Annotated in this window: 23 protein-coding genes and 1 pseudogene; 4 read left to right on the forward strand and 20 right to left on the reverse strand. The window is 63.3% G+C overall.

What is annotated here, in order from left to right; all coding sequences use genetic code 11:
• Positions 1-205 precede the first annotated feature (205 nt).
• A pseudogene (locus tag WN982_RS24845) lies at positions 206-385 on the reverse strand (aldo/keto reductase); the annotation flags it as partial.
• 215 nt (positions 386-600) lie between these two features.
• On the opposite strand from WN982_RS24845, the gene WN982_RS24850 reads away from it, so the two are divergent.
• On the forward strand, positions 601-849 hold the full coding sequence (locus WN982_RS24850) for a hypothetical protein (RefSeq protein ID WP_341318298.1): 249 nt from the start codon (positions 601-603) through the stop codon (positions 847-849).
• Positions 850-939: 90 nt separating this feature from the next.
• Here the strand turns inward: WN982_RS24850 and WN982_RS24855 are convergent, their stop codons facing one another.
• From WN982_RS24855 to acs, 3 genes are all read right to left on the reverse strand, one after another.
• On the reverse strand, positions 940-1,683 hold the full coding sequence (locus tag WN982_RS24855) for a YoaK family protein (RefSeq protein WP_341318299.1): 744 nt from the start codon (positions 1,681-1,683) through the stop codon (positions 940-942).
• A gap of 48 nt (positions 1,684-1,731) precedes the next feature.
• Entirely contained in the window at positions 1,732-2,337 is a 606-nt protein-coding gene (locus tag WN982_RS24860; protein WP_341318300.1) for an acetate uptake transporter, read from the reverse strand.
• A 131-nt stretch (positions 2,338-2,468) separates the two neighbouring features.
• The gene (gene acs, locus WN982_RS24865; RefSeq protein ID WP_341318301.1) at positions 2,469-4,445 is read right to left on the reverse strand and encodes an acetate--CoA ligase; all 1,977 of its coding nucleotides are present in this window, start codon (positions 4,443-4,445) and stop codon (positions 2,469-2,471) included.
• A 430-nt stretch (positions 4,446-4,875) separates the two neighbouring features.
• Between acs and WN982_RS24870 the strand changes: the two genes are divergently transcribed.
• Positions 4,876-5,067: a DUF2964 family protein gene (locus WN982_RS24870; protein ID WP_341318302.1), complete on the forward strand. Its 192-nt coding sequence runs from the start codon at positions 4,876-4,878 to the stop codon at positions 5,065-5,067.
• 66 nt (positions 5,068-5,133) lie between these two features.
• On the opposite strand, the gene WN982_RS24875 is transcribed toward WN982_RS24870, so the two are convergent.
• On the reverse strand, positions 5,134-5,508 hold the full coding sequence (locus WN982_RS24875; protein WP_341318303.1) for a DUF3564 domain-containing protein: 375 nt from the start codon (positions 5,506-5,508) through the stop codon (positions 5,134-5,136).
• A gap of 46 nt (positions 5,509-5,554) precedes the next feature.
• Positions 5,555-5,869 carry a cytochrome C gene (locus WN982_RS24880; protein ID WP_341319413.1) on the reverse strand — a complete coding sequence of 105 codons (315 nt, stop codon included), beginning with the start codon at positions 5,867-5,869 and terminating at the stop codon, positions 5,555-5,557.
• Positions 5,870-6,059: 190 nt separating this feature from the next.
• Between WN982_RS24880 and WN982_RS24885 the strand changes: the two genes are divergently transcribed.
• Positions 6,060-6,335: a DUF1488 domain-containing protein gene (locus WN982_RS24885; protein WP_341318304.1), complete on the forward strand. Its 276-nt coding sequence runs from the start codon at positions 6,060-6,062 to the stop codon at positions 6,333-6,335.
• A gap of 39 nt (positions 6,336-6,374) precedes the next feature.
• Here WN982_RS24885 and WN982_RS24890 read toward each other — a convergent pair whose 3' ends face one another.
• The 5 genes from WN982_RS24890 to WN982_RS24910 form a co-directional block, all read right to left on the reverse strand.
• Entirely contained in the window at positions 6,375-7,406 is a 1,032-nt protein-coding gene (locus WN982_RS24890) for a nitroreductase family protein (RefSeq protein ID WP_341318305.1), read from the reverse strand.
• A 57-nt stretch (positions 7,407-7,463) separates the two neighbouring features.
• Complete coding sequence (fnr, locus tag WN982_RS24895) at positions 7,464-8,246, reverse strand: fumarate/nitrate reduction transcriptional regulator Fnr (RefSeq protein ID WP_341318306.1); 783 nt, start codon at positions 8,244-8,246, stop codon at positions 7,464-7,466.
• A gap of 9 nt (positions 8,247-8,255) precedes the next feature.
• The gene (locus tag WN982_RS24900; protein ID WP_341318307.1) at positions 8,256-8,678 is read right to left on the reverse strand and encodes a response regulator transcription factor; all 423 of its coding nucleotides are present in this window, start codon (positions 8,676-8,678) and stop codon (positions 8,256-8,258) included.
• 192 nt (positions 8,679-8,870) lie between these two features.
• Complete coding sequence (locus WN982_RS24905; RefSeq protein ID WP_115105423.1) at positions 8,871-9,518, reverse strand: response regulator transcription factor; 648 nt, start codon at positions 9,516-9,518, stop codon at positions 8,871-8,873.
• Complete coding sequence (locus tag WN982_RS24910; protein WP_341318308.1) at positions 9,515-11,593, reverse strand: CHASE domain-containing protein; 2,079 nt, start codon at positions 11,591-11,593, stop codon at positions 9,515-9,517. The genes WN982_RS24905 and WN982_RS24910 overlap by 4 nt, the downstream gene beginning before the upstream one ends.
• A gap of 387 nt (positions 11,594-11,980) precedes the next feature.
• Between WN982_RS24910 and WN982_RS24915 the strand changes: the two genes are divergently transcribed.
• Positions 11,981-12,457: a universal stress protein gene (locus WN982_RS24915; protein WP_341318309.1), complete on the forward strand. Its 477-nt coding sequence runs from the start codon at positions 11,981-11,983 to the stop codon at positions 12,455-12,457.
• Between the two features lie 111 nt (positions 12,458-12,568).
• Here WN982_RS24915 and WN982_RS24920 read toward each other — a convergent pair whose 3' ends face one another.
• From WN982_RS24920 to argF, 9 genes are all read right to left on the reverse strand, one after another.
• Positions 12,569-13,396: a universal stress protein gene (locus WN982_RS24920; RefSeq protein WP_341318310.1), complete on the reverse strand. Its 828-nt coding sequence runs from the start codon at positions 13,394-13,396 to the stop codon at positions 12,569-12,571.
• Positions 13,393-13,896, reverse strand: coding sequence for a universal stress protein (locus tag WN982_RS24925; RefSeq protein WP_341318311.1), 504 nt, complete (start codon positions 13,894-13,896; stop codon positions 13,393-13,395). Before WN982_RS24925 ends, WN982_RS24920 begins: the two co-directional genes overlap by 4 nt.
• A 42-nt stretch (positions 13,897-13,938) precedes the next feature.
• Positions 13,939-14,775 carry a universal stress protein gene (locus WN982_RS24930; RefSeq protein ID WP_341318312.1) on the reverse strand — a complete coding sequence of 279 codons (837 nt, stop codon included), beginning with the start codon at positions 14,773-14,775 and terminating at the stop codon, positions 13,939-13,941.
• A 151-nt stretch (positions 14,776-14,926) separates the two neighbouring features.
• The gene (fabI, locus tag WN982_RS24935; RefSeq protein WP_341319414.1) at positions 14,927-15,688 is read right to left on the reverse strand and encodes an enoyl-ACP reductase FabI; all 762 of its coding nucleotides are present in this window, start codon (positions 15,686-15,688) and stop codon (positions 14,927-14,929) included.
• 8 nt (positions 15,689-15,696) lie between these two features.
• Positions 15,697-16,890 carry an acetate/propionate family kinase gene (locus tag WN982_RS24940; protein WP_341318313.1) on the reverse strand — a complete coding sequence of 398 codons (1,194 nt, stop codon included), beginning with the start codon at positions 16,888-16,890 and terminating at the stop codon, positions 15,697-15,699.
• Positions 16,887-18,290, reverse strand: a complete 1,404-nt coding sequence (locus WN982_RS24945) for a bifunctional enoyl-CoA hydratase/phosphate acetyltransferase (protein WP_341318314.1) — start codon at positions 18,288-18,290, stop codon at positions 16,887-16,889. Before WN982_RS24945 ends, WN982_RS24940 begins: the two co-directional genes overlap by 4 nt.
• Before the next feature lie 9 nt (positions 18,291-18,299).
• Positions 18,300-20,093 carry an alpha/beta fold hydrolase gene (locus WN982_RS24950; RefSeq protein ID WP_341318315.1) on the reverse strand — a complete coding sequence of 598 codons (1,794 nt, stop codon included), beginning with the start codon at positions 20,091-20,093 and terminating at the stop codon, positions 18,300-18,302.
• Positions 20,094-20,193: 100 nt separating this feature from the next.
• Positions 20,194-21,105 (reverse strand): carbamate kinase, encoded by a 912-nt coding sequence (gene arcC, locus WN982_RS24955; RefSeq protein WP_341318316.1) that lies wholly within the window; start codon positions 21,103-21,105, stop codon positions 20,194-20,196.
• 9 nt (positions 21,106-21,114) lie between these two features.
• Positions 21,115-22,113: an ornithine carbamoyltransferase gene (gene argF, locus WN982_RS24960; protein ID WP_341318317.1), complete on the reverse strand. Its 999-nt coding sequence runs from the start codon at positions 22,111-22,113 to the stop codon at positions 21,115-21,117.
• Positions 22,114-22,138 lie beyond the last annotated feature (25 nt).

Below are 22,138 nucleotides of genomic sequence, written 5' to 3' on the forward strand. Positions count from 1 at the left end.
GTGGGTGGGGAACGCGAGGCATTGGAACTATGGCCATGGGCCGTTTGCTAGTTCTGTTGAACTATGGAGTTGCCTGATCGTCCTCAAGTTGAGATGGATCAACTTCGCCAGCAACGATGCAACAGCAGAATGGTGGCGGTTCTCCGTGCTGCGATAGAGGCGCGTAGACGCCTGGGCCAATCAAGCGCAGAGTTATCTCCTGGCGCACCTTGCTCGCTTCATCGCGCCTCACGGCTTGACCAGGCGTCGGGCTCCAACCGGCTGCGCCGAGGTTCCGCCGCAACTGTTCCTCGTTGCGTGCGCCGATCAGCACCATCGATACCGTCGGTTGCTGCAGCAGCCAGTTCAGTGCGATCTGCGGAATCGTCACGCCGGCTTACTGTGCTGAACGTGCGCGCGCGGTGCGCCCCTTGAGGTTGCTTGAGCTACATGGGCCACGCGGCAGGTGCGGTGTAGGCGAACGCCTACAGAGCATGACGTTCGACTACGTCTTTCTCAGGCTGCTCTGATTTAACTTCGCGAGCGCGCATCCAATAATAATTTCATGGACCTGTGGAACTGCTTACCGCCGCAGTCCAACCTGAAATTCAGGAGCGCGCCATGAACAGCTACTGCGTTTCCCTGCGATCTCTTGTGGATAAATGGCTTGCGCCTACTCTCTCGATGCCGGCGCGGGTGACACAGGTTGGTCGGGTGCTCGCGACGCACGGTCGCTTTGTGCGGTTGGAAGGTTGTACTTCGACCGGGCCACTGACGATCGTATTCTTCCGGGATGACGACGGTTCGTGGTCTGTGTTTCCACCCGTCCCCGCGTCGCCAGCGATGTGTGGACGTCTCTTTGTGAACTGAGCCAACGTGTCCATCCGGTGTCCGGACACGTTCAGCACATCGTCGATGCGGCCGGTGATCGTGAAGTAGCCGGTGTCGCGAAAAATAAATCTACCGGCACTGCGCGAGCATATCGTCGACGACCGGAACAGCCGCGAGAGTAAGCAGTACGACAGCAAGGGGAATGGTCGACATGAACCCCAAGTGCTTGAAGCCTACGGCGCCTGTGAAACCGCCAGCGAGGAACGACAATAAGAGCGATCCGAGAAGGCCCAGTTTCTGGCGATCTGCACGGACCGCACTCCCGGTCGTCGCTCCAAGGTTCCAGTAAAAGAGCTTGCCGAGCTCGATGCCGATGTCGGTCACAAGACCGGTGACGTGTGTCGTCCGTATCTCCGCTTTGGAAATCTTTGTGATCATGGCGTTCTGCAGGCCCATCACATAGCACAGAAGACAAACAGTCGCCGGCACGAAAAGGACGCGATGCGCCTCGAGATTCGAGCCCAGCAGGCCAAAGCAGAGGAGCAGCGACGCCTCGAGCATCAACGGCACTGCATACAGGCTGTGCCGTTGCCGACGGCGTCCCCAGTTGATCAGGACCGCGGACGTGGCGGCCCCGAAAAGAAACGACAACAGGGAGCTCAATCCCGCTACGACCGCATTGATCTCGCCGAGCGCGAGGTTGTCGGCGAGTGACGAGACAATGCCAGACATGTGGGAGGTGTACTGCCCGACAGCGAGGAATCCGCCGGCGTTGGCTGCACCGGCGACGAAGGCTAGCGAACGTCCGAGGCGGAGATTCGTCGCGTCGCTGCGCTCAGGTTTCGTGAATCCTCGAAGATAGTTGATAGGCATGCTGATATTTATCCGCTTGAGGGGCGCCGCGCTGGTCGCCGCCTGTCTTCAAACACCGCGGAGTCCCTCGGCGACCGTCACGGTCACCTCGATCTCCCTAACGACGGTTCCCACCGGCAGCACCGTGCGCCCATGCGTCTCGTTGATGATCTCCGCCGCCGACAGGTAAAAAGCGAGCAGCGCGGTCACCAGGCCGAGATAACCTCCCGCGTGGCGCAACCACAGGAACCCGGTCCATTCGCTCGCTGCAAGCACGAAGAACGTGATCCATAGAGAGAGAAATACCAGTTGCAGTACACGCGGCGCGCGCCATGTCGCGACCCACATGTAAAGCGTGAATACGCCCCACAGGAACAGATACCAGCCGATGAAGGCTGCGGGCACGGTACCGTGCAGGAACAGCACGAAGAGTGCGAGCGACCACCAGAACGCACCGTAGCTCAGAAAAGCCGTCGCGCCGAACGTGTTGCCGCGCGGCACCTCCATGAGTCCGGCCAGCGCTTGCGCAGTGCCGCCATAGGCAAACGCGACGGCGAGCACCATGCCCATCGAATTGCCGCTGAACCACCCGGCGTTGATCATGCTGAGCAACCAGGTCGTCAATGCAAAGCCGGCAAGGCCGAGCGAGGCGGGATTAGCGGCTTTGAAATTCATGATGAAATCCTTATGCAAACAGAAGCAGGCGCCGATTGCGCGGCTTTCTTGGAGACGGGGGCCGCGCAACGGTCACGGTACGATCTAAAGCCGGAGCGCCGGAGCGCCGGAGCGCCGGAACGCCGGACCGCTCAGACCGCATCGGCGAACTGGGAAATGACGGCGGGATTCTCGACGGTCGACGTGTCCTGCGAAATCGCATCGCCTTTCGCGACTGAACGCAACAGGCGGCGCACGACCTTGCCGGAGCGTGTCTTGGGCATCGCGTCGCCGAAACGGATGTCTTTCGGTTTCGCGATCGGGCCGATTTCCTTGCCGACCCAGGCGCGCAACTCGTCCGCCACGCGCTTCGCTTCCGCGCCGGTAGGCCGTTCCGTTTTCAGAACGATGAAGGCGACGATGGCCTCGCCGATCGTTTCATCCGGACGCCCGACCACCGCGGCCTCCGCGACCAGCGGATTGGCCGCCAGCGCCGACTCGATTTCCATTGTGCCCATCCGGTGCCCGGACACGTTCAGCACGTCGTCGATACGGCCCGTGATCGTGAAGTAGCCTGTGTCCGGGTCGCGAATCGCGCCATCGCCGGCGAGGTACAGATTGCCGCCGAGTTCTTCGGGGTAATAGCCGTGACGGAAGCGCTCAGGATTGCCCCAGATGGTGCGGATCATCGACGGCCACGGCTTGCGGACGACGAGCACGCCACCTTGTCCGTTTGGCACATCCCGGCCCGTTTCATCGACGATCGCCGCGTCGATGCCGGGCATCGGCAGCGTGCACGACCCCGGCACGAGGGGCGTGGCGCCGGGCAGCGGCGAGATCATATGGCCGCCGGTTTCGGTCTGCCAGAACGTGTCGAGCACCGGACAGCGGCCGCCGCCCACCTGTTCGGCGTACCAGGTCCACGCACTTGGATTGATCGGCTCGCCGACCGTACCGAGGATGCGCAGGCTGCTCAGGTCGAAGCTGCGCGGATGTACGGCAGCGTCCGCGTCGGCGGTCTTGATGAGGGACCGGATGGCGGTCGGCGCGGTGTAGAAGATGCTGACCTTATGGCGCTGGATCATGTCCCAGAAACGGCCGGCGTTCGGGTAAGTCGGCACGCCTTCGAAGATCACCTGGGTCGCGCCGACGGCGGTCGGGCCGTAGCAGATGTACGTGTGACCGGTGATCCAGCCGATGTCGGCGGTGCACCAGAAGACATCGGCCGGCTTGATGTCGAAGGTCCATTTCATGGTGACGGCGGCCCACAGCAGATAACCGCCGGTGCTGTGCTGCACACCCTTGGGCGCGCCGGTCGAGCCGGATGTGTAGAGCACGAACAGCGGATGCTCCGCGCCGACCCATTCCGGCTCGCAGGTGTCGGGCTGAGCCTGTTCGAGCTCATGCAGCCACGCGTCACGGCCCGCGATCCAGGGAATCCGGCCGCCGGTACGGCGATAGATGACGACCGTTTTCACCGCTTCGGCGCCGCCCATCGCAAGTGCTTCGTCGACGATCGTCTTCAGCGGCAGTGTCTTGCCGCCGCGCACCTGTTCGTCGGCCGTAATCACGGCCACCGCGCCGACATCGACCATCCGTTCATGCAGCGATTTGGCGGAAAAGCCGCCGAACACGACGGAGTGCGGCGCGCCGATGCGCGCGCACGCCAGCATGGCGGCGACGCCTTCCACCGACATCGGCATGTAGATCACCACCCGGTCGCCTTTTTTCACGCCGCGTGCGCGCAGCGCGTTGGCGAGTCTGCACACGCGGTGATAGAGGGCCTGGTAAGTGATGCGCGTGACCTTGCCGTCGTCCGCCTCGAACACGATGGCGGTTTTGTCGGCATGTCCGTTGATGAGGTTGCGATCCAGGCAATTGTATGAGGCGTTCAGCTCGCCATCTTCAAACCATTGATAGAACGGCGCGTTCGCATCGTTCAGGACCTTCGTGAATGGCCGCCGCCAATCCAGATGTTCTCTGGCAAGACGCGCCCAGAACGCTTCGTGATCGCGTTCGGCCTCGGCAACGAGCGCTCGGTAAGCCTCCATGCCGTCAATGGCCGCGTGCTTGAGCACAGGGATCTGCGGCGCCGTGGCGCTGGGTTCATTAAGTTCGATGGTAGACATGCATAGTCTCCTCACATGAGTCATAGGGGCGACGGTGCATAAAGCGCCTGGTCGCTTGCGGGGCGGCTCTTGATGGCCATGATGCGTGTGCCGGTGCGACCGGGACTCTGGCGCGAGAACGGCGTTGGCTGCAAGGCAGACGCGAGGTTCGTGTCTGCGGTGAGTCAGCGTGGGTGTATGTCAACTATGACAGTCGGGCTGATGATGCACTTGACTCAAATCAAGAGGAGAACTGCGCGGAGCGCTGGTCGGCTTTCTCCTGTTGAATGGACCTTCATTTTGCGAGCCCCTTGCATGTAAAGCAAAGCGTCCAAGCCTTGACGCAAATCAATCGCAATACTTCGGCTGGGGCGATGATCAATGCGTCGTCGACAGCTCGCGGACTGTCACGTCGATGCACAACCACGTGTCTTTGAGACAGGGGGAAATCATGGTCCGGGCAGAACCCAGGATTGTCGTTGCGGCGATTGCCGTTTTTGTCGCACTAGCAGGTTTGGCGGCCTCGATCCACGGCCTGCTGTTCGATAGCACGGACGTCGTTCGCTATGGCGCGGCGGCACTCGTTGCCGGCGTTGCCTGCTTCGTCCTGCTGCTGAACCCTACAGCAGGAGACGACTCCTGACCCATCGTTAGAGTCGGCTATCAGTCCCACAGTAGTACTCGACCCTGGGGGCAGGGTCGACAACGCTTATTCGCTGTCGTTGGCGGCAAAGATGCTGTTTTCCGGCTGCGTGCTTTCATTGTCGACACATTGCACGTGCCAATGGCCGGTCATCGGAGATCTGCTTGCATCGGAGCACCACTGTGCACGTCCGGTCTCGCCCTCGAACGGTCCAGACTCGGCGTTCAGATCGAGTCCTTCGAGTACGCAGCAGGGCGTCGAATCGTGCGGCCCGCAGACGAGCGTGTTGCCACAATCGACATGCAAGCCACCCCACTCGGGCAATTCGAGCCCCATATGCCCCTCGCGTGACCACTGACGCGTTTCCTTGTCGAGCCACAGGATGGCAAATGCCATAGGATTGACACGGTTGAACGTGTCGAGGTGAATGGTGAGGCGCATGATGTTCTCCGTACATGCTACGAACACGAGCAAACGAGCTGGATGGCTACTGGCTCAAAACCCATTGGATCAATGTGTGAGCGTCTTCGGGCGTCAACGGGCCGCCGCGATCCGCGGGCAGTGGCATTGCGGTATCGCCCCAATGGGCCTTGCCGCCGAGTCGCAGCTTGTGTTCAAGCATCACACCAGCGTTTGCCACGCCGCGATAACGATCCGCAATCTGTTGAAACGACGGTGCGAGAAAGGGCGCATCCCGGGTATGGCAGAACATGCAATGCTGCTGATCGACCAGCGCAGTCGGCTCGGACTGCGCGAGCGCTGCGCCGCTTGCTGCCACCAGCAGCGTCAGTGCATTTGCAATGAGATGGCGTAGGGGCGGGGTATTCACGAGGCACACTCGAGGACAGGTTCCGAGTTCAGTGTAGAGTTGGCGCCGCCTTCGCAATTGACTCATATCAAGACAATGTTTCTCCTTCCGTCCGACGATGCATCCATGGCAGCTGCTCGCACGGCGGCGCCATTAGAGCCACGCATATCTTCAGGCTGCGATCATGAATATCCATTTTCCTCAGGAACGTCCGGAATATTGCGCTCGCGATCTGGTTATCGCCTTTCCGGCAGAGATCGACGGCGTGCGGCTTCAGTGCGCGATTACCGCGGAAGCGCTCGAAGATCACTTTGGCGCACAGTCATTGCGTGAAGACGACCTGATCGCCGCGTTCGATACTCACCGGTATGCGATCGAACAGGCTGCGCGGCGTTTGCTGAACGAAGTGGGCGCCACGCCGGTCATGCTGCACAGCGGCTACTTCCGCTTTTGCGATTGATGCGGCTGGCAATAGACATTGGCATGGGCCGCGTCGGCTCTATGACACCACTTCGGCAAGCGGACGCCGCGGCGAGTGTGGGGCCTGCCGGCCGCGGCCGATGCGCAGCAGCAATTGCGGCATGCCGTCCAGATTCAGCGCGGCGCGCAGTTGCTCGCGCAGGGTAGCCACTTCGATCGGCTGATTCAGATAGGAAGCGGTGATGCCTGCGTCCGCTGCGGTAAGCAGCACCCGTTCAAGCGCTTGACCTGCCGCTAGCCAGGCGGCCGCATCGTCCGCTCCGGTGGTGATGCACAGCAGTAACGGCGAGCCGGCGACCAGCGTGTGATGAGCGGCCGCCATGCCGCCGCCCAGGTCGAACGTGCGAATCACCGAGCCTACCAGCGGCACAGCGAGATCGAGCAGGGCGCGCATGCCCGGCGACAACGCAGGCATGCCATCCTGACGGCGCCTCGGGTGGATCCAGCTCGCAAGTTCGCGCCGGAAGCGCGGATCCTTGAATTGCGCATGATCGGCTTCAGCAATCAGCGTGGCCAGACGCTCGCGGATGGCCGCGTTCTCCGCACAGACGATATCCGCGCCCTCGGCGGCGCCGGCTTCCTCGAGACGCTGCCGGAGGTCGGCCGGAATGGTCTCGTCGGCGAAGGTTTCGCGGGTCGTGACGCGCCGCGGTATCGCGTCGAACAGCGGTGCAAGGCTGGTATCGCAATGGCCGTCGCGCAGGACCCGCAAATGAGCTAATACGTCCACGTCGGCCAGCGATGGAAATAGCGTGATCGCGTAGGCAAGACCGAAGCGGCTCAGCGCAACGCGGAGATTGAGCAGCGCCGCGCCACAGCTGATGATCAGCTCGCGATCAAAGGGATCGACCACCGGCAGCGCGCGCAGACGGTCTGCGCACAGCGTGACGCAGTCGCCGTCGACGATGAAATGCCAAGGTTGCGTGTTATGGCTGGATGGCGCCAGCACAGCGTATCGCAGTGCAAACCGCAGTTTTTCCTCGATGCTGGCGTTTGGGTCGAGTTGATGCTCGTCGACGGACCAGGCCGTGTTCTGGGAAAGTGCATTCATTCCGGGCCTCCTGCGTGTTTTCCGGATCGGTGCCGAGCCGTGCATGCGCTGCCCGGACTAGACCCGCGCGAGGCCTTCGAGGTCGAGAATCCTGATCTGCTTGCCATGTGTATCGACCAGGCCGTCTTTCTGAAATTTCGAAAACATGCGGCTGACGGTTTCGAGTTTCATCCCGAGGTAGCTGCCGATCTCCTCGCGCGTCATGCGCAAAATGAATTCCGCCGGCGAATAGCCGCGTGTCTTGAGCCTTCCCGACAGGTTCAGCAGGAAGGCGGCGACCCGCTGGTCGGCGGACATCGTGCCGAGCAGCATCATGAGGGTGGCCTCGCGAACGATCTCGCCGCCCATCAGGCGATGGACGTGCTGCTGCACGACCTTCACTTCGCGACACATGACTTCCAGCAGATGGAACGGGATGATGCAGACTCTGCTGTCCTCGAGGGCGATCGCGTCGCAACTGTGCCGGCCCGAGCAGACGCCGTCGAGACCGATCGAGTCGCCGGCCAGATGAAAGCCGGTGACCTGTTCGCGGCCGTCGCGATGCATGACGACGGTCTTGAACGAGCCGGCGCGAACCGCATAGATGCTCTGGAACGAATCGTTGGCGCGGTATAGCGATTCACCCTGTTTGATCGTGCGGGAAACGCAGATCAGCGACTCCAGGCGCTCCAGTTCGGCCGGCGTCAGGCCTTGCGGCATGCAGATCGAGCGCATCGTGCAGCTTGAACAGCGCGCGGTCCGGCGGGCCGGGACTGACGTTGCGAGCGCGGCATTGCCTGAAGCCGGCCGCGGGACACGCTGGCGCGGCATGATTTCGGAATGTTCGGCGACGTCAGACATGGTGTGCTCCTATGTAATGGAGTAATTGAGGCCACGCGCGCGACGCTCGTGGGCGATCCGCGTAATCGTGCTGCATGCAAGATCGAACTCGCTTGTCTTGTCGAAGAAGTACTGCGCACCGGCCGCAAGGCACGCCTGCCTGAACCACGCACTCGAGTGATTCGTCAGCACGATCGTGATCACCGGCGACCCGCTCCGCGCAAGGCTATGCAGAAGTTCCATACCGGTGCCGCCGGTCAGACGCAAATCCATGACCACGACATCGGCTCTGGCGGCGTCGATGCCGGCGAGCGCGGCGCCGGGTTCCTCGGCTTCGCCGACAATCTCGACAGAATCGATTGCGCCAAAGCGTGCCGCTATCCGTTGTCTGATCGGAATTGCGTCTTCGACGAGAAAGACACGCAGTGCTTGCTGGGACGGGCTTGAGTTCATGACTCGAAGTATCGGCGGCGCTGTCTCAAATTAAAATCGGCGGCGAGCGAACTTCGGGTAGGCGAGCGCGAAGACGTGTAGGGGATTTCCTACACGCGACGAATGGACGGAAACAGGATGGAGAGCGCCGCGCGACCGGCGATCGGGTGTGAGGATCGAATCTCGCCCGGCGGCCGGAACGCCGCCCCGGACCTAGATTTCGTCGTCTTCTCCGAGCAGCTTGTGGCGCAGCGCGTAACGCACCAGCGCGGCTTCGTGCGGCATCTGCATTTTTTCGAGAATGCGTGTTTTATAGGTACTCACCGTTTTGCTGCTGACGCACAATTGCGCGGCGATTTCGGTGATGGTTTGCCCCGCGGCGATGCGGCGGAATACATCGAACTCACGGTCCGACAGGCGTTGATGGGGCAACGTGTCGGCCGGCTCGTTCAGGCTCTGCGCAAAACGCTCGGCCATCGCGAGACTCACATAGACGCCCCCGGATGCGACTTTGGTGAGCGCCGCGACCAGTTCCGCACTGGCGCTTTCCTTGGTCAGATACCCTGAGGCGCCCGCTTTGAAAGCGCGTACCGCATACTGCTGCTCCGCATGCATGGTGAGCACGAGAATCCGCAGCGCCGGTTTCTCGTCCTTGATCTGTTTGATCAGTTCAACGCCGTTTCGTCCCGGCATCGACAGATCCAGCACGAGCACGTCGGCCGCGTTCGAGCGGATCAGCGCAATCGTGCTGACGCCGTCATTGGCCTCGCCGACCACCTCGAAACCGCTTGCACCTTGCAGGATATGCCGCAGGCCATCACGCACCAATGCGTGATCGTCGGCTATCAGCACTCGCATCATGTTTGCATCTCCTGCTGTTGCACCGCCGAGACTGGAAAGGTAACGGTCAGCGCAAAGCCCTCGCCACTGGAAGTGTGGATTTCGACCGTGCCGCCCAGCATGTGCGCCCGCTCGCGGATACCGAGCAAACCAAACGATTTCTCGGCGGAGGGGGCGGTGTGGCTCGCGCCCTGGCCGTTGTCCGCAATTTTCACGACGCACACGCCGCCCTCGACATGCACCGTCAACGTGACGAGCGTCGCTTCCGCATGCCGTGCGACATTGGTCAGCGCTTCCTGCACGATGCGAAATAGCGTCGTCGCGCCCGCCGGCGTAAAGCTGGTGTCGCCGACTTCGATCCGGCGCTCCACATCGATGCCGTAGCGGTTGGTAAAGTCATTGGCGAGCCATTCGATCGCGGGAATCAGGCCGAGATCGTCGAGCATGACCGGACGCAGGTCGGCGGCGATACGGCGCACCGAGGCCACCGTCGCGTCGATCAGCCGGCGCATGCCCCGCAGTTGCTGAAGCAGACGCGGTTCGGCGGTGTTTTCGAGCTGCTGCTCGACCGACGAAAGGTCCATCTTGAGGGCGGTCAATTGCTGCCCGAGGTCGTCGTGCAGTTCCCGTGCGATGCGGGTTTTTTCTTCCTCGCGAACGTTTTGCAGATTCGCCGAGAGTTCGCGCAACTCCTGACGCGATTGCCGCAGCGCATTTTCCGATTTGACCCGCTCGGTGATGTCGCGCAGCATGACCGTGTACAGCTTGTCGTCGCCGTCGCGGATCTGCGAGATCGACGCCTCGATAGGAAACTCCTCGCCGTTGCTGCGCAAGCCGAACAGCACACGCTGCTTGCCCATTTGGCGGTCGGAAACGCCTGTCACGCCGAACTGTTCGACGTGCCGCTCGTGCCCCGCGCGAAAGCGCTCGGGAATGAAGCGCGAGAGCGAGGTGCCCACCGCTTCCATGGCGGTGCATCCGAACACCCGTTCAGCCGTTGGATTGAAGATGACGATGTTCTGCCGTTCGTCGATGGTGATGATGGCCTCCATCGATGACCGGATGATCCCCATCATGCGTGCCTCGTTCAGGTTCAACTGGTTGCGCGCCTTGCTCGTCGCGGCAGATCCGACACCGCGTTCGCGGGCGATCAGGAAAGCGATGGCGCCGAACAGGCATGCCGCCGCGATGCCGGCGATCAGCACTGCGGTTTCTGCAATTTCGTCCTCAGCTCGTAGGGAGCGGCTGCTCGCCGTATAGGACAGCGTGAGCGGTTCACCGCCGACGCGCAAGGTAGCGGTTTTACGCATGATGGGTGCGCGCTCCGCGGGGTCGTCGTCCCCGGCGGCGGACGAATAAATCAGTGTGGCGGGCGTTCCGCTCAATACCTGCAGGTCGATGCTTCGTTGCCGGGCGAGCGCGTTATCGAACACACGGCTGGTGTCCAGCGCCGCCACCAGAAGCCGCTTGATGGCCGCGCGCCGCGCTGGTGGCGTAGGCGGCGATCCGGTGTCCGAATACACTGGAAAGTAGACGTAGAGACGCGCGTGGCTGTTCGAGCTGGTGTCGCCGAATTGCGCTGCGCCGGCGTTGAGCGCGCTTGCTCCTGTGTCGATGGCGCGCAGCAATGCCTTACGGCCCGCGGGGGCGCTAGCCAGGTCGTAGCCGACCGGCATCCCATCGGCGGTGCCCGGCTCTATCAGCTTCACCGGCGCAACCGGTTGCGGCGCGGCGGCCTGTCCGGCCGCGCTGCCGGTGTCGTCCGTCAGGCGGGCGATGCCGGCGGGGTCCACGTCGGCGTAGCCAAGCGCGCGCACGACGGACGACGTTTCATGCAGATCGAGCTGCGCGACATATCGGTACCAGGCCTCGGCATCGACAGAGGGCGCGAAGGAGAGCAAGCCGCGCGCGCCGAGCAGCAGTGATTCGCTGGTGGCGAACTCGCGCTGCAGATCGGCGGTGATTTGCGCAGTGCGCTGATCGAAGCGGCTGTCGGCGGCGTGCAATGACTGTTCGCCCACCCAGCGCCACGCAGTGAGCGCCACCACCAGGACGACAGCAAATGTGACCGCCGCGACAAGTTTGGGGCGCCGCAAAGGTGGCGCAGCCCGGCTGTGCGGAGGCGATTCGTTAGCAAAGGGCGTCTTACCGCGAAAAGGCATGTGCGCCTCATTGGATGGTGGCAATGCGCAGCACTCGCTTACAGAGCAGGCGCGGAGCGGGAAACGTCACCGTCATTTTATTTGAATGCTGCCAACCGGAACGACGGGTGCGCCGCCTATTGTGCGCGGTCCGCACGGATCGTGCCAGTATCCGGCAATTCGCCATGGGAGCCGCGCCGCGCAAGAATACTGACGGACCGCCGACCCGCCGGGCTTGATCCTCGTCAAGCGTATTCCGGGCTGCGAACCGCAGACTGAAAGCGCGTTGCCGCCCTGATGGCCGTGGCCGTTCAGGACGGCGGCGAACTCAGGGAGAAGGTCATGTACAAACAGATTCTCGTAGCAATCGACGGCAGCCAGGCCGCGAAGCTCGCGCTCGAAGAAGCGCTAAAAATCGCCGAGGCCGCACAGGCGATGGTGACGGCCGTATTTGTCGCCGAACATGTTGCACAAATGGTCGATATCGGAACCGGGTTGATCGACGAACAGACAGCCGATACAGCGGCGACTGAAGCCGCGATGGCGACGCTTGAAGATGCCCGCGCGTTGTTTGAACAGCGCAACGTGCGCGGATTGACCCGGACGATTGACGCGTACGGCGAAGACGTCGTCACCGTCCTCTGCCGTGTGGCGCAAGAGTGCGAAGCCGATCTCGTGGCGATGGGCACGCATGGGCGGCATGGCATCGGCCGGCTGTTGCTCGGCAGTGTCGCCGAGGCGTTCTTGCGGCGGGCCGAGATGCCCGTTCTACTGGTTCGGCGCGCACGGGACATGGACGAGATCCCGTCGAGCCTGTAATAACGCGGTGGCGAACCGGCGCACCGGGGGAATCCAAAAAAGAAGCGCCTCGAAAACCGGGCGCTTCAAGTTGTGCGAGGGTCACTTTCGCGCAATTCCTGAATGGTTTGGTCAATGCGACATCAGTACCGGCACGGTCATCGATTCAAGCATGAGCCGTGTGACGCCGCCAAGCAGCAGTTCCTGGGCGCGTGCATGCCCGTACGCGCCCATCACCAGCAGATCGATATGACGATCGGCCACCATGTTCAGCAGCATTGCGCCTGTAGGGACGCCGGCCACCTTGGGCACGGCCGAAAATCCCGCCTGGATGCCGTGCCGTTCGAGCCAGGCGGCGACGTCGATGCCGGCTGGCGCTTCGCTACCCTGGTGTCGCTGCACGGTCATCACGGTGACGAATTTCGCGCGTTTGATCACCGGCAACGCATCGGCCATGGCCCGGGCGCTCTCGCGGCCGCCATCCCACGCGATCAGCACGTTCTCTGCGAACGAACGGACGGCCCCGGCATAGGGCAGCACAATGGCGGGGCGGCCTGAGCTCATCAGCACGTCCTCGACAAAATGGTGTGCGATGTAGGACGAAGGGTCGTCCGGATCATACTGGCCGAGGATCAGGAGGTCGGCGTGGCGCGCGTGCAGGACCGCCGTTTCCACCGCCGGCCCTGCCGGCGCCCGCCATTCCACGCTCCGCCCGGCTCGTTCCGCCGCCGCCAGGAAACGCGCTTGCGCGCCTTTGAGGTTGGTATCGCGCTGCGCTTCGCGAAGCGCGACCCACGGGCCTTCGCCGTGAAGAAACATCGGCTGCGTCAGATCCTGACAAACCACATACAGGCCGATCAGATGCGCGTCGTGCCGGCTGGCCAGTTCAAGCGCGAATTCAATCCGCGCGGCGCTATGGGTGCTGTCGTCGAGATGCACCAACAGGGTTTTGCAGGTCATGACGGCTCCTTGATGGGTTCGGCTACCTGTGCGCCGCTTGCCACGGGTTTGCTGCTGTGCGCCGAGATCATCAGCACCGCGCACTGTGCGATGCGCAGAAAACGTTCGGCGACACTGCCGAGCACCAGTCGCTGGAAGCCTCTCCGCCCATGCGTGCCCATCACCACCAGGTCGGCCTTGAAATCGTTTGCCGCGCGCAGGATGCAATGCGCGACGTCGTCACCCGACAGGGCGGTTTCGATGATGCGTGGCGTACCCTGCACACCGGCTCGCTTCATGCTCGCGACGGCGTTCTCGATCACATTTGCGCCTTGCTCCAGCAGTGCATTGCGGGCATGGGTCAGGTCGCAACCGGGCACGTCATACACCAGCAACGGGACGTCCACGACAAAAAGGGGCTGCAGTCTTGCGCCGGCGTCGTGCGCGAGCTGCAACGCTGCGTCGAAGGCGCGCGTGGACGTTTCACTGCCGTCGACGGCGACCAGAATCTGCTGATACATGGCGAACTCTCCTGGATGGAACTGACTCGGCGATTCCGTTCATCAATGCGACATCAGTACCGGCACGGTCGTCGATTGGAGGATCGTGCGGGTCGCTCCGCCCATCGCCAGCTCCTGCCAGCGGGCATGGCCGTAGCCGCCCATCACGAGCAGATCCGCACCGATCCCGGACGCCTGCGACAACAGCGCGTCGCCGATCGACGCGCCAGTGCCGGCTTCGATATCCTTGACCTCGACGTCGACGCCATGCCGGGCGATGAGCGTCGCGATGTCCGAGCCCGGAATGCGCGGGCGCCGCTCGCCACGCGCGCCGTTGACGGTGACGACCGTGGTGGTTTTCGCCGCGCGCATGAACGGCAGCGCATCGTGGACCGCGCGGGTGGCTTCGCGGCTGCCGTCCCAGCCGACCATCACGTGTGTGCCGGGCGATGTGACGCTGCTGGCGTATGGCACCAGCAACACCGGACGACCTGCGGACATGATCAGGTTTTCAGGAAAATAGTCGCCGACATACGACTCCGGATCGTGTGGATCGTCCTGGCCGGCGATGATCAGATCGGCGCACCGGGCGCGATACGGCACGGCGAGCTTTGCCGGGGCCTCGACGGCAATCCACTCGCCGGCGACCTCCGCGCGGCTCAACTCCGCATGAAAGAGCCGTTCGAGCGCGCCGCGACGTTCCGCGCGCAGCTGCTCGTGTGTGCCGTAGTATTCGGCGGTTCCGGCCATCACGTAGAGCGAGCGCGGATCGGGCGTGAACACCGCAAACACGCCAGTCAGATGGGCGTCGAACTGCTTGGCGAGTCGCAGCGCGAGTTCGAACCGGGGATGCGCATGCTGACTCATATCCAGATGGACGACGATGGTCTTGTAGGTCATTGCAACGCTCCAGAAGTGGAAGAGTGGCGCATGAACGCGTGATCTGAGTCTATGAGCCGGGTGGTCGGCGGTGTTGATTCAGATCAACGGTGCGCTAGCGCCCGATTAGCGCCCGATACTCGATCTGCGTTGCGCCGGGCGCGATCCGCTGTCAGGGCACCACGTGAAAGCCCGCGGCCGTGTAAACCGTCGAGCCGGTCAGCGTCATGCCTGCCTCGCTCGCGAGCACGGCGGCGATCCGGCCGATTTCCTCGATCGTGACGAGGTGCTGTGCCGGCGTTCGTGTGCGGACCTCATCAAGCAATACGTCGAAGTGATCGATACCCGACGCGGCACGTGTTTTCACCGCGCCGGCGGAGATCGCGTGGACATGAATGCGGCGCGCCGCCAGATCGGCGGCCAGATAGCGGACGCTCGACTCGAGCGCCGCCTTCACCGGTCCCATCACGTTGTAGTGATCGACTGCGCGCTCGGCGCCATAAAAACTCACGGTCATCAGGCTTCCACCGCCGGACATCAGCGGCAGCGCGAGCTTCGTCATGCGGATAAACGAGTGGCACGACACATCCATCGCGAGCGCGAAGCCGTCGGCGGAGCAATCGACGAGGCTCGCATGCAGGTCGTCGCCGGGCGCGAACCCGATCGAGTGAAGTAAAAAATCAAGTCGTCCCCAATCGTGCGAGAGTCGCTCGAACACCGCTTCCAGTTGCCCGGCAACACGTACGTCGCAGGGCATAACAATGGCGGCCTGGAGCGCCTGCGCGACCGGCCGGACAAAAGGTTCGGCCTTTTCGTTCAGGTAGGTCACGGCCAGTTCCGCACCGGCCTCGCGAAATGACGCCGCGCAGCCGGCGGCGATACTGTGCTCGTTGGCGATGCCGACAACGAGTCCGCGCTTGCCCGTAAGATCGATGATTGGCTTCATGACTTGATCGCCTCGCGATGGTGCACTGCGACAGCCTCATCGGCGATGATCTGCTCTTCGTCGGTGGGCAGCACGAGAACGGTGACCCGGCTGCGCGCGCTGCTGATGACGCGGTCATTGCTGCCGTTGGCGTGCGGGTCGAGATCGACGCCCAGCCATGCGAGCCGTTGGCATATGGCGGCGCGTACTTCAGGCTGGTGTTCGCCGATGCCGGCCGTGAACACGAAACTGTCCAAACCGCCCAGCGTGGTGGCAAGCCGCGCCGTCTCGCCGGCAATGCGGAACGTAAAGAGGTCAAGTGCTTCGCGAGCCTCGGGACGCCCGCTTGCCAGCAGTTCACGACTGTCCGCACTGATGCCGGAAACGCCGAGCAGACCGGATTGCTCGTACATCATCGTCTCGACTTTCTTGACGTCGAGGGCCTTCTGGTCGAGCAGATGGAGCACGACACCGGCATCGAGCACGCCGCAGCGGGTTGACATCGGGATGCCGTCGAGCGTCGAAAAACCCATGCTGGAGTCGCGACTCATCCCCGCCTCCAATGCACACAGACTTGCGCCGCTGCCAAGGTGCGCGGCGATGACCTTGCCGCGCGCGCGGCGCGGGAACTGACGCGCGAACTCGCCGATGACGAACTGATAGGAGAGACCGTGAAAGCCGTAGCGCTTGATGCCCTGGTCGAAGAGCGGGCGCGGAATCGCGAAGCGTCGCACGAGATCGGTCTGGGTGCGGTGAAATGCCGTGTCGAACGACGCCACCTGCAGAAGATGCGGCCGCAAATGCCGGATTGCCCGGATGAGCCGCACACTCTGCGGCTGGTGCAGCGGGGCGAGCGGCACCAGCGCGGCGATGGCCGCGAGCGTTGCGTCGTCGATCGCCACGGGCCCGCCGAAACGATCGCCGCCGTGCACCACGCGATGGCCGACGCAAACCAGATCGTCGAGGGGAAAGTGTGCGGCGAACCATCCGAGTGTCTCGTCGAGGACTTCGTGAAGGTCGTCGCTGACGGCCGCTTTGAGCGGGATCTCGTTCACCCCGTCGCCATGGACGAGATGAAGGCGCAACGGCTGATGCCGCAAATCGATTAAGCCGTGACCGATTCTCGACGCGGTACTGTCCAGTACGCTGTATAGGCCGATCTTAATGGTTGAGGAGCCGGGATTGAAAGTCAGCAGGAGTGGGGCGCTCATGATCGGATCGGACCTCCCGGCGTGCGTTCGGCTGCCAGCTTGGCGAGCGCCGCGGAAGCGAGACGCACGCGCATGCTGTCGGCGCGGCTCGTGACGATGATCGGCAGGCGCGCGCCGAGCACAAGGCCCGCCGCGTCGGCGCCGGCGAAGTACATGAGTTGCTTGGCGAGCATGTTGCCGGCTTCCAGATCCGGGACCAGCAGAATGTCCGCCTGACCCGCGACGGGCGAATTGATTTGCTTGGTTTTGGCGGCGGCAAAACTGATGGCGTTGTCGAACGCGAGCGGGCCGTCGACCAGCGCCCCGGCGATCTGGCCACGTGCGGCCATCACGGTGAGCGCGGCCGCGTCGAGCGTGGTCGGCATTCTGGCGTTGACCGTTTCCACTGCGGCGAGCACCGCGACCCGCGGCAGTTCGACGCCCATGACATGCAGCAGGTCGATCGCGTTCTGGCAGATGTTGCGCTTGTGCTCGAGCGACGGTGCGATATTGACGGCGGCATCGGTGACAACCAGCGGCTTCGGATAGGCCGGCACATCCATCGCATAGACATGACTGATGCGCCGCTCGGTGCGCAGGCCGGATGCCGGCGCGACGACCGCGGCGAGCAACTCGTCCGTATGCAGGCTGCCTTTCATTAACGCGGCAACTTTACCGGCCGCCCCCAGTTCGACTGCACGGGCCGCCGCCGCGTGACTGTGCTCGACCGCCTCGATCGGTATGCCGTCGAGACTTACGTCGGCCGTCTCCGCGGCGGCGCGGATTTTTGCCTCGGGGCCGACCAGCACGGGCTCGAGCAGGCCTTCGTCGCGGGCCTCGAGCGCCGCCATGATGGCCTCCACGGAGCACGGATGGACGATCGCGGTACGCAACGCGGGACGGGCGCGCGCCTCGTGGATGAACGCCTCGTAGCGGTCGTGCCGCCTTACCGAGACGTCGGGGCGTGGCGCGGACGGCCACACAACCGGTGTTGACGGGGCGATCACGGTCGCCGTGCCTAACAACACCACGTCGCCCGCCTGATTCGTGCAACAGGTGTCGAGCAGGACAATGCGCTTGTCCGGGCGTTTTTCCTTCACGGTCACTGTCGCCGTGACCGTGTCGCCAGGCGCGACCGGGCGGCGGAACTGCAAGGTCTGGTCGAGATAGATGGTGCCCGGGCCGGGCAGCCTCGTGCCGAGCAGGGCGGAGATCAGCGCGGTGGTCCACATGCCGTGGACCACCACGTGACCGAACAGGTCGCCCGATGCGAAGGCCGCATCCACATGCGCGGGGTTGATGTCGCCGGACACGGCGGCGAACAGATCGATGTCGTTCTGCGCGGCCACGCGCACGAGGGAGGCCGATTCGCCGATCGCGAGTTCATCGAAAGTCCGGTTGCGCAACAGGTTGTCGTTCACGAGCGTCCCTCAAGCCTGGAAAACGTAAGTGCCGGGCGCGTCCGCCAGCGGCTGACCGTTCTCGCCGGCCGGCATCGGCGGCGGCGGCGCCACGCGCTGCGGACTCGAATGCGCTTTGAGCCACTCGCTCCACGCGGGCCACCACGATCCGTCCTGCACCGTCACGTCGGTCACCCATTCATCTGGGCCGATACGCAGGTCGTCGGCCGCGCTGAGTTTCATCCTGAAGTGCCGGTGCGGATGCCCGGGCTCGCTGACGATGCCCGCGTTATGACCGCCGCTCGCCAACACGAACGTGATGTCGGTATCGGACAGGTTGTGGATCTTGTAGACGGATTGCCACGGCGCGATGTGATCGTGCTCCGTCCCCACCACGAACATCGGCGCGCGGATGTTGCGAATCGAGACAGGCCGTGTGTCGACCAGATATCTGCCACAAGCCAGGTCGTTATCGAGAAAGAGGCGCCGCAGATACTCCGAATGCATCCGGTACGGCATGCGGGTCGCATCGGCATTCCAGGCCATCAGGTCGATTACCGGTTCGCGCTCTCCGAGCAGATAGTCGCGAATCACGCGCGACCAGATCAGATCGTTCGACTGGAGCAACTGGAACGCGCCGGACATCTGGCCGGCGGCAAGATAGCCTTGCGACCACATCATGCTTTCGAGGAAATAGACTTCGCTGTCGTCAATGAAAAGTTGCAGCTCGCCGGGCTCGGTGAAGTCCGTCTGCGCGGCAAACAGCGTGATCGAGGCGAGCCGTTCGTCGCCGGCTTCGGCCATCGCCGCCGCGGCGATCGACAGCAACGTGCCGCCAAGGCAATAGCCGGTTGCATGAATTCGCCGGTCCGGCACGATCCGCGAGACGGCGTCGAGCGCTGCCATCACACCTGATTGCCGGTAATCGTCGAGACCGAGATTGCGGTCGTCGCTATCCACGTTGCGCCACGAAATGCAGAACACTGTGTGGCCTTGCTCGACCAGGTAGCGAATCAGTGAGTTGTGCGGCGACAGATCCAGGATGTAGTACTTCATGATCCACGCGGGCACGATCAGGACGGGTTCGGCGAGAACCGCCTCGCTTGCGGGACTGTATTGGATAAGCTCGATCAGGCGATTGCGGAATACGACCTTGCCGGGCGTGACAGCGAGATTCACGCCGACCTTGAACTGCTCCATCCCGGCGGCGGGCTTGCCGCAGGCCGCGCGGTTCGCATCTTCGAACGCATTGCGGGCGCCCTGCGCCAGGCTCAGGCCACGTGTTGCCGCCGTGCGTTGGATGACTTCGGGGTTGGTGAGCGGAAAATTCGTCGGCGCCACCGTGTCGAGCAGCTGGCGCGCAACGAACGCCGCGACGTCCTCGTGGTGGCGCGTGGCGCCCGGCACGTTGCGGGTTGCCGTATTCCACCACTGCTCGGCGAGCAGGAAACTCTGCTGCCACAGGCGGTATGGTTCGATCTGCCATGAGTCGGCACGAAACCGGTGGTCAGCAGGGGACAGCTCTGCCAAAAGAGGCGCTGGCTGCCCGAGTGCAAGCTGAGCGAGATATTCGGATAGCCGTCTCACATTCGACACGTACAGCGACGCCAGTTCGAGCTGCTTGCCCGGCGCGACCGCGAGATGAATAAGCCAATCGGACAGCGCCGCGCCCAGCGCCGCAGGCGAGAGACCGGCGGTCACGCGCGCGATGAGCGCCTCCTTGGCGTGGTCCAGATCGCGAAACGCTTTGCTATCAAGGCTGGGCGCAGCGCCGCCCACTGGGGTGGGGAGGGCGGCGCTGACTGCTCGCGTGCGGGTGTCCATTGAGATTCCTTTGCGTTCGACTGCGCTTTGTTCGACGGCATCGCTGGATAAGCGCGAAACCACTGGGAGACGGGCACGCTATACGTTCGCCTAACGCTGCTTACGCACGCGTGACGCGCGTGCCCGCCGTACCGCTTGCCATCTCCTCGATGCGGTCGAGCGAGCCGATGACTGCCGGCCGGCCAGTGCGGGTGGCGAACTCGCACGCCGCCTCGACCTTCGGTCCCATTGAGCCGGCAGGGAAAGACATCGACCGAAGTCCCGCCACCGTCACCTCGTGCAGCACCCGTTCGCTCGCCGTGTGCCAGTCGGCATAAACCGCGTCCACGTCGGTGGCGATCAGCAGCAGATCGGCGTCGACGTCTGCCGCCAGCAGCGCGCTGCACAGATCCTTGTCGATCACGGCCTCCACGCCGCAGCGGGTCCGGCCATCTGCTGCGACCGTGACCGGAATTCCGCCGCCGCCGGCTGCAATCACCACGGCATCGTGGTCGAGCAGCCAGTGAATGGGCTGAAGCGCGACGATGCGTTGCGGTTTCGGCGACGCGACGACGCGCCGGAAACCGTTGCCGTCCGGCGCGACGGTCCAGCCTTTGCTGATGACCAGACGTTCGGCCTCGGCCTCCGCGTAAACGGGACCGATTGGCTTGGTGGGGTGAACGAAGGCCGGGTCGCCGGCGTCGACTTCGACCCGCGTCAGCAGTGTCGCCACCTGCCGCTGCGGCGGCAATGCGTTGGCCAGTTCCTGCTCGAGCAGATAGCCGATCATGCCTTCCGACTCGGCATCGAGCACATCCAGCGGCGCCGCACCGGCCGCACCCGCGGCGGCGGCCTGCAATGCCAGCAGGCCGACCTGGGGTCCATTGCCGTGCGCGACGATCAGCTGGTTGCCGTCGGCCAGCCGCGCGATCTGCAGTGCGGCGCGGCGGATATTGGCGATCTGGTGGGACATCGTCATCGGCTCGCCGCGGCGAAGCAGGGCGTTGCCACCCAGTGCGATCAGAATGCGCATGATAGTTCCTTAAGCGAGTGTCGCGACGAGTACCGCCTTGATCGTGTGCATGCGATTTTCAGCTTGCGAAAACACAATCGACGCATTCGATTCGAAGACTTCGTCGCTGACTTCGAGCTCGGACAGACCGAAGTGCGCGTGAACCTGCCGGCCGGTTTCGGTCTCCAGATTGTGATACGCGGGCAGGCAATGCATGAAGTGAGTGCGCTGCTTGCCGGTTGCTTTCATCAACGCCGCATTGACCTGGTATGGCCGCAGGAGCTCGATGCGTGGCCCCCAGGCCTCCACCGGCTCGCCCATCGAAACCCATACGTCGGTATAGACGAAGTCGGCGCCGCTCACCGCCTCATGAGGATCCTCGACGATCGCCACGCGAGCGCCAGTCCGTTCCGCGAGGCGCCGCATCTGTCCCACGAGGTCGTCGTGAGGCCACAGTTCGCGCGGCGCGGCAATGCGCACGTCCATGCCCATCTGCACGCCGCCGATCAGCAACGAATTGCCCATGTTGAAGCGGGCGTCGCCGAGGTAGCAGAGCGACAGTTCGTGCAGTGGCTTTTCACCGAATTCCTGCATCGTCAGCAAGTCTGCGAGCACCTGGGTCGGATGGAATTCGTCGGTCAGACCGTTCCATACGGGAACATGCGAATACATCGCGAGATCCTCCACCACGCTCTGGTGAAAGCCGCGATATTCAATTCCGTCATAGAGCCGGCCGAGCACGCGCGCCGTGTCTTTGAGCGACTCCTTGCGGCCAAGCTGCGAACTCGCCGAATCGATGTAGGTGACATGGCCGCCCTGGTCGTGCACGGCAACTTCGAAGGCGCAGCGCGTGCGGGTCGAGGTCTTTTCGAAAATCAGCGCGATATTCTTGCCGTTGAGCCGTGCGACTTCGTTGCCGGCGTATTTCGCGCGCTTCAGTTCCGCGGCAAGGTCAAGGAGAAAACGGATGTCGCGTGGGGTGAAGTCCTGCATGTTCAGCAGGCTGCGGTTGCGCAGGTTGAATGCCATGGCGTGCGATTCCTTGAAATTGGGG

Source organism: Paraburkholderia sp. IMGN_8, from assembly GCF_038050405.1.
Classification (GTDB): Bacteria; Pseudomonadota; Gammaproteobacteria; order Burkholderiales; family Burkholderiaceae; genus Paraburkholderia.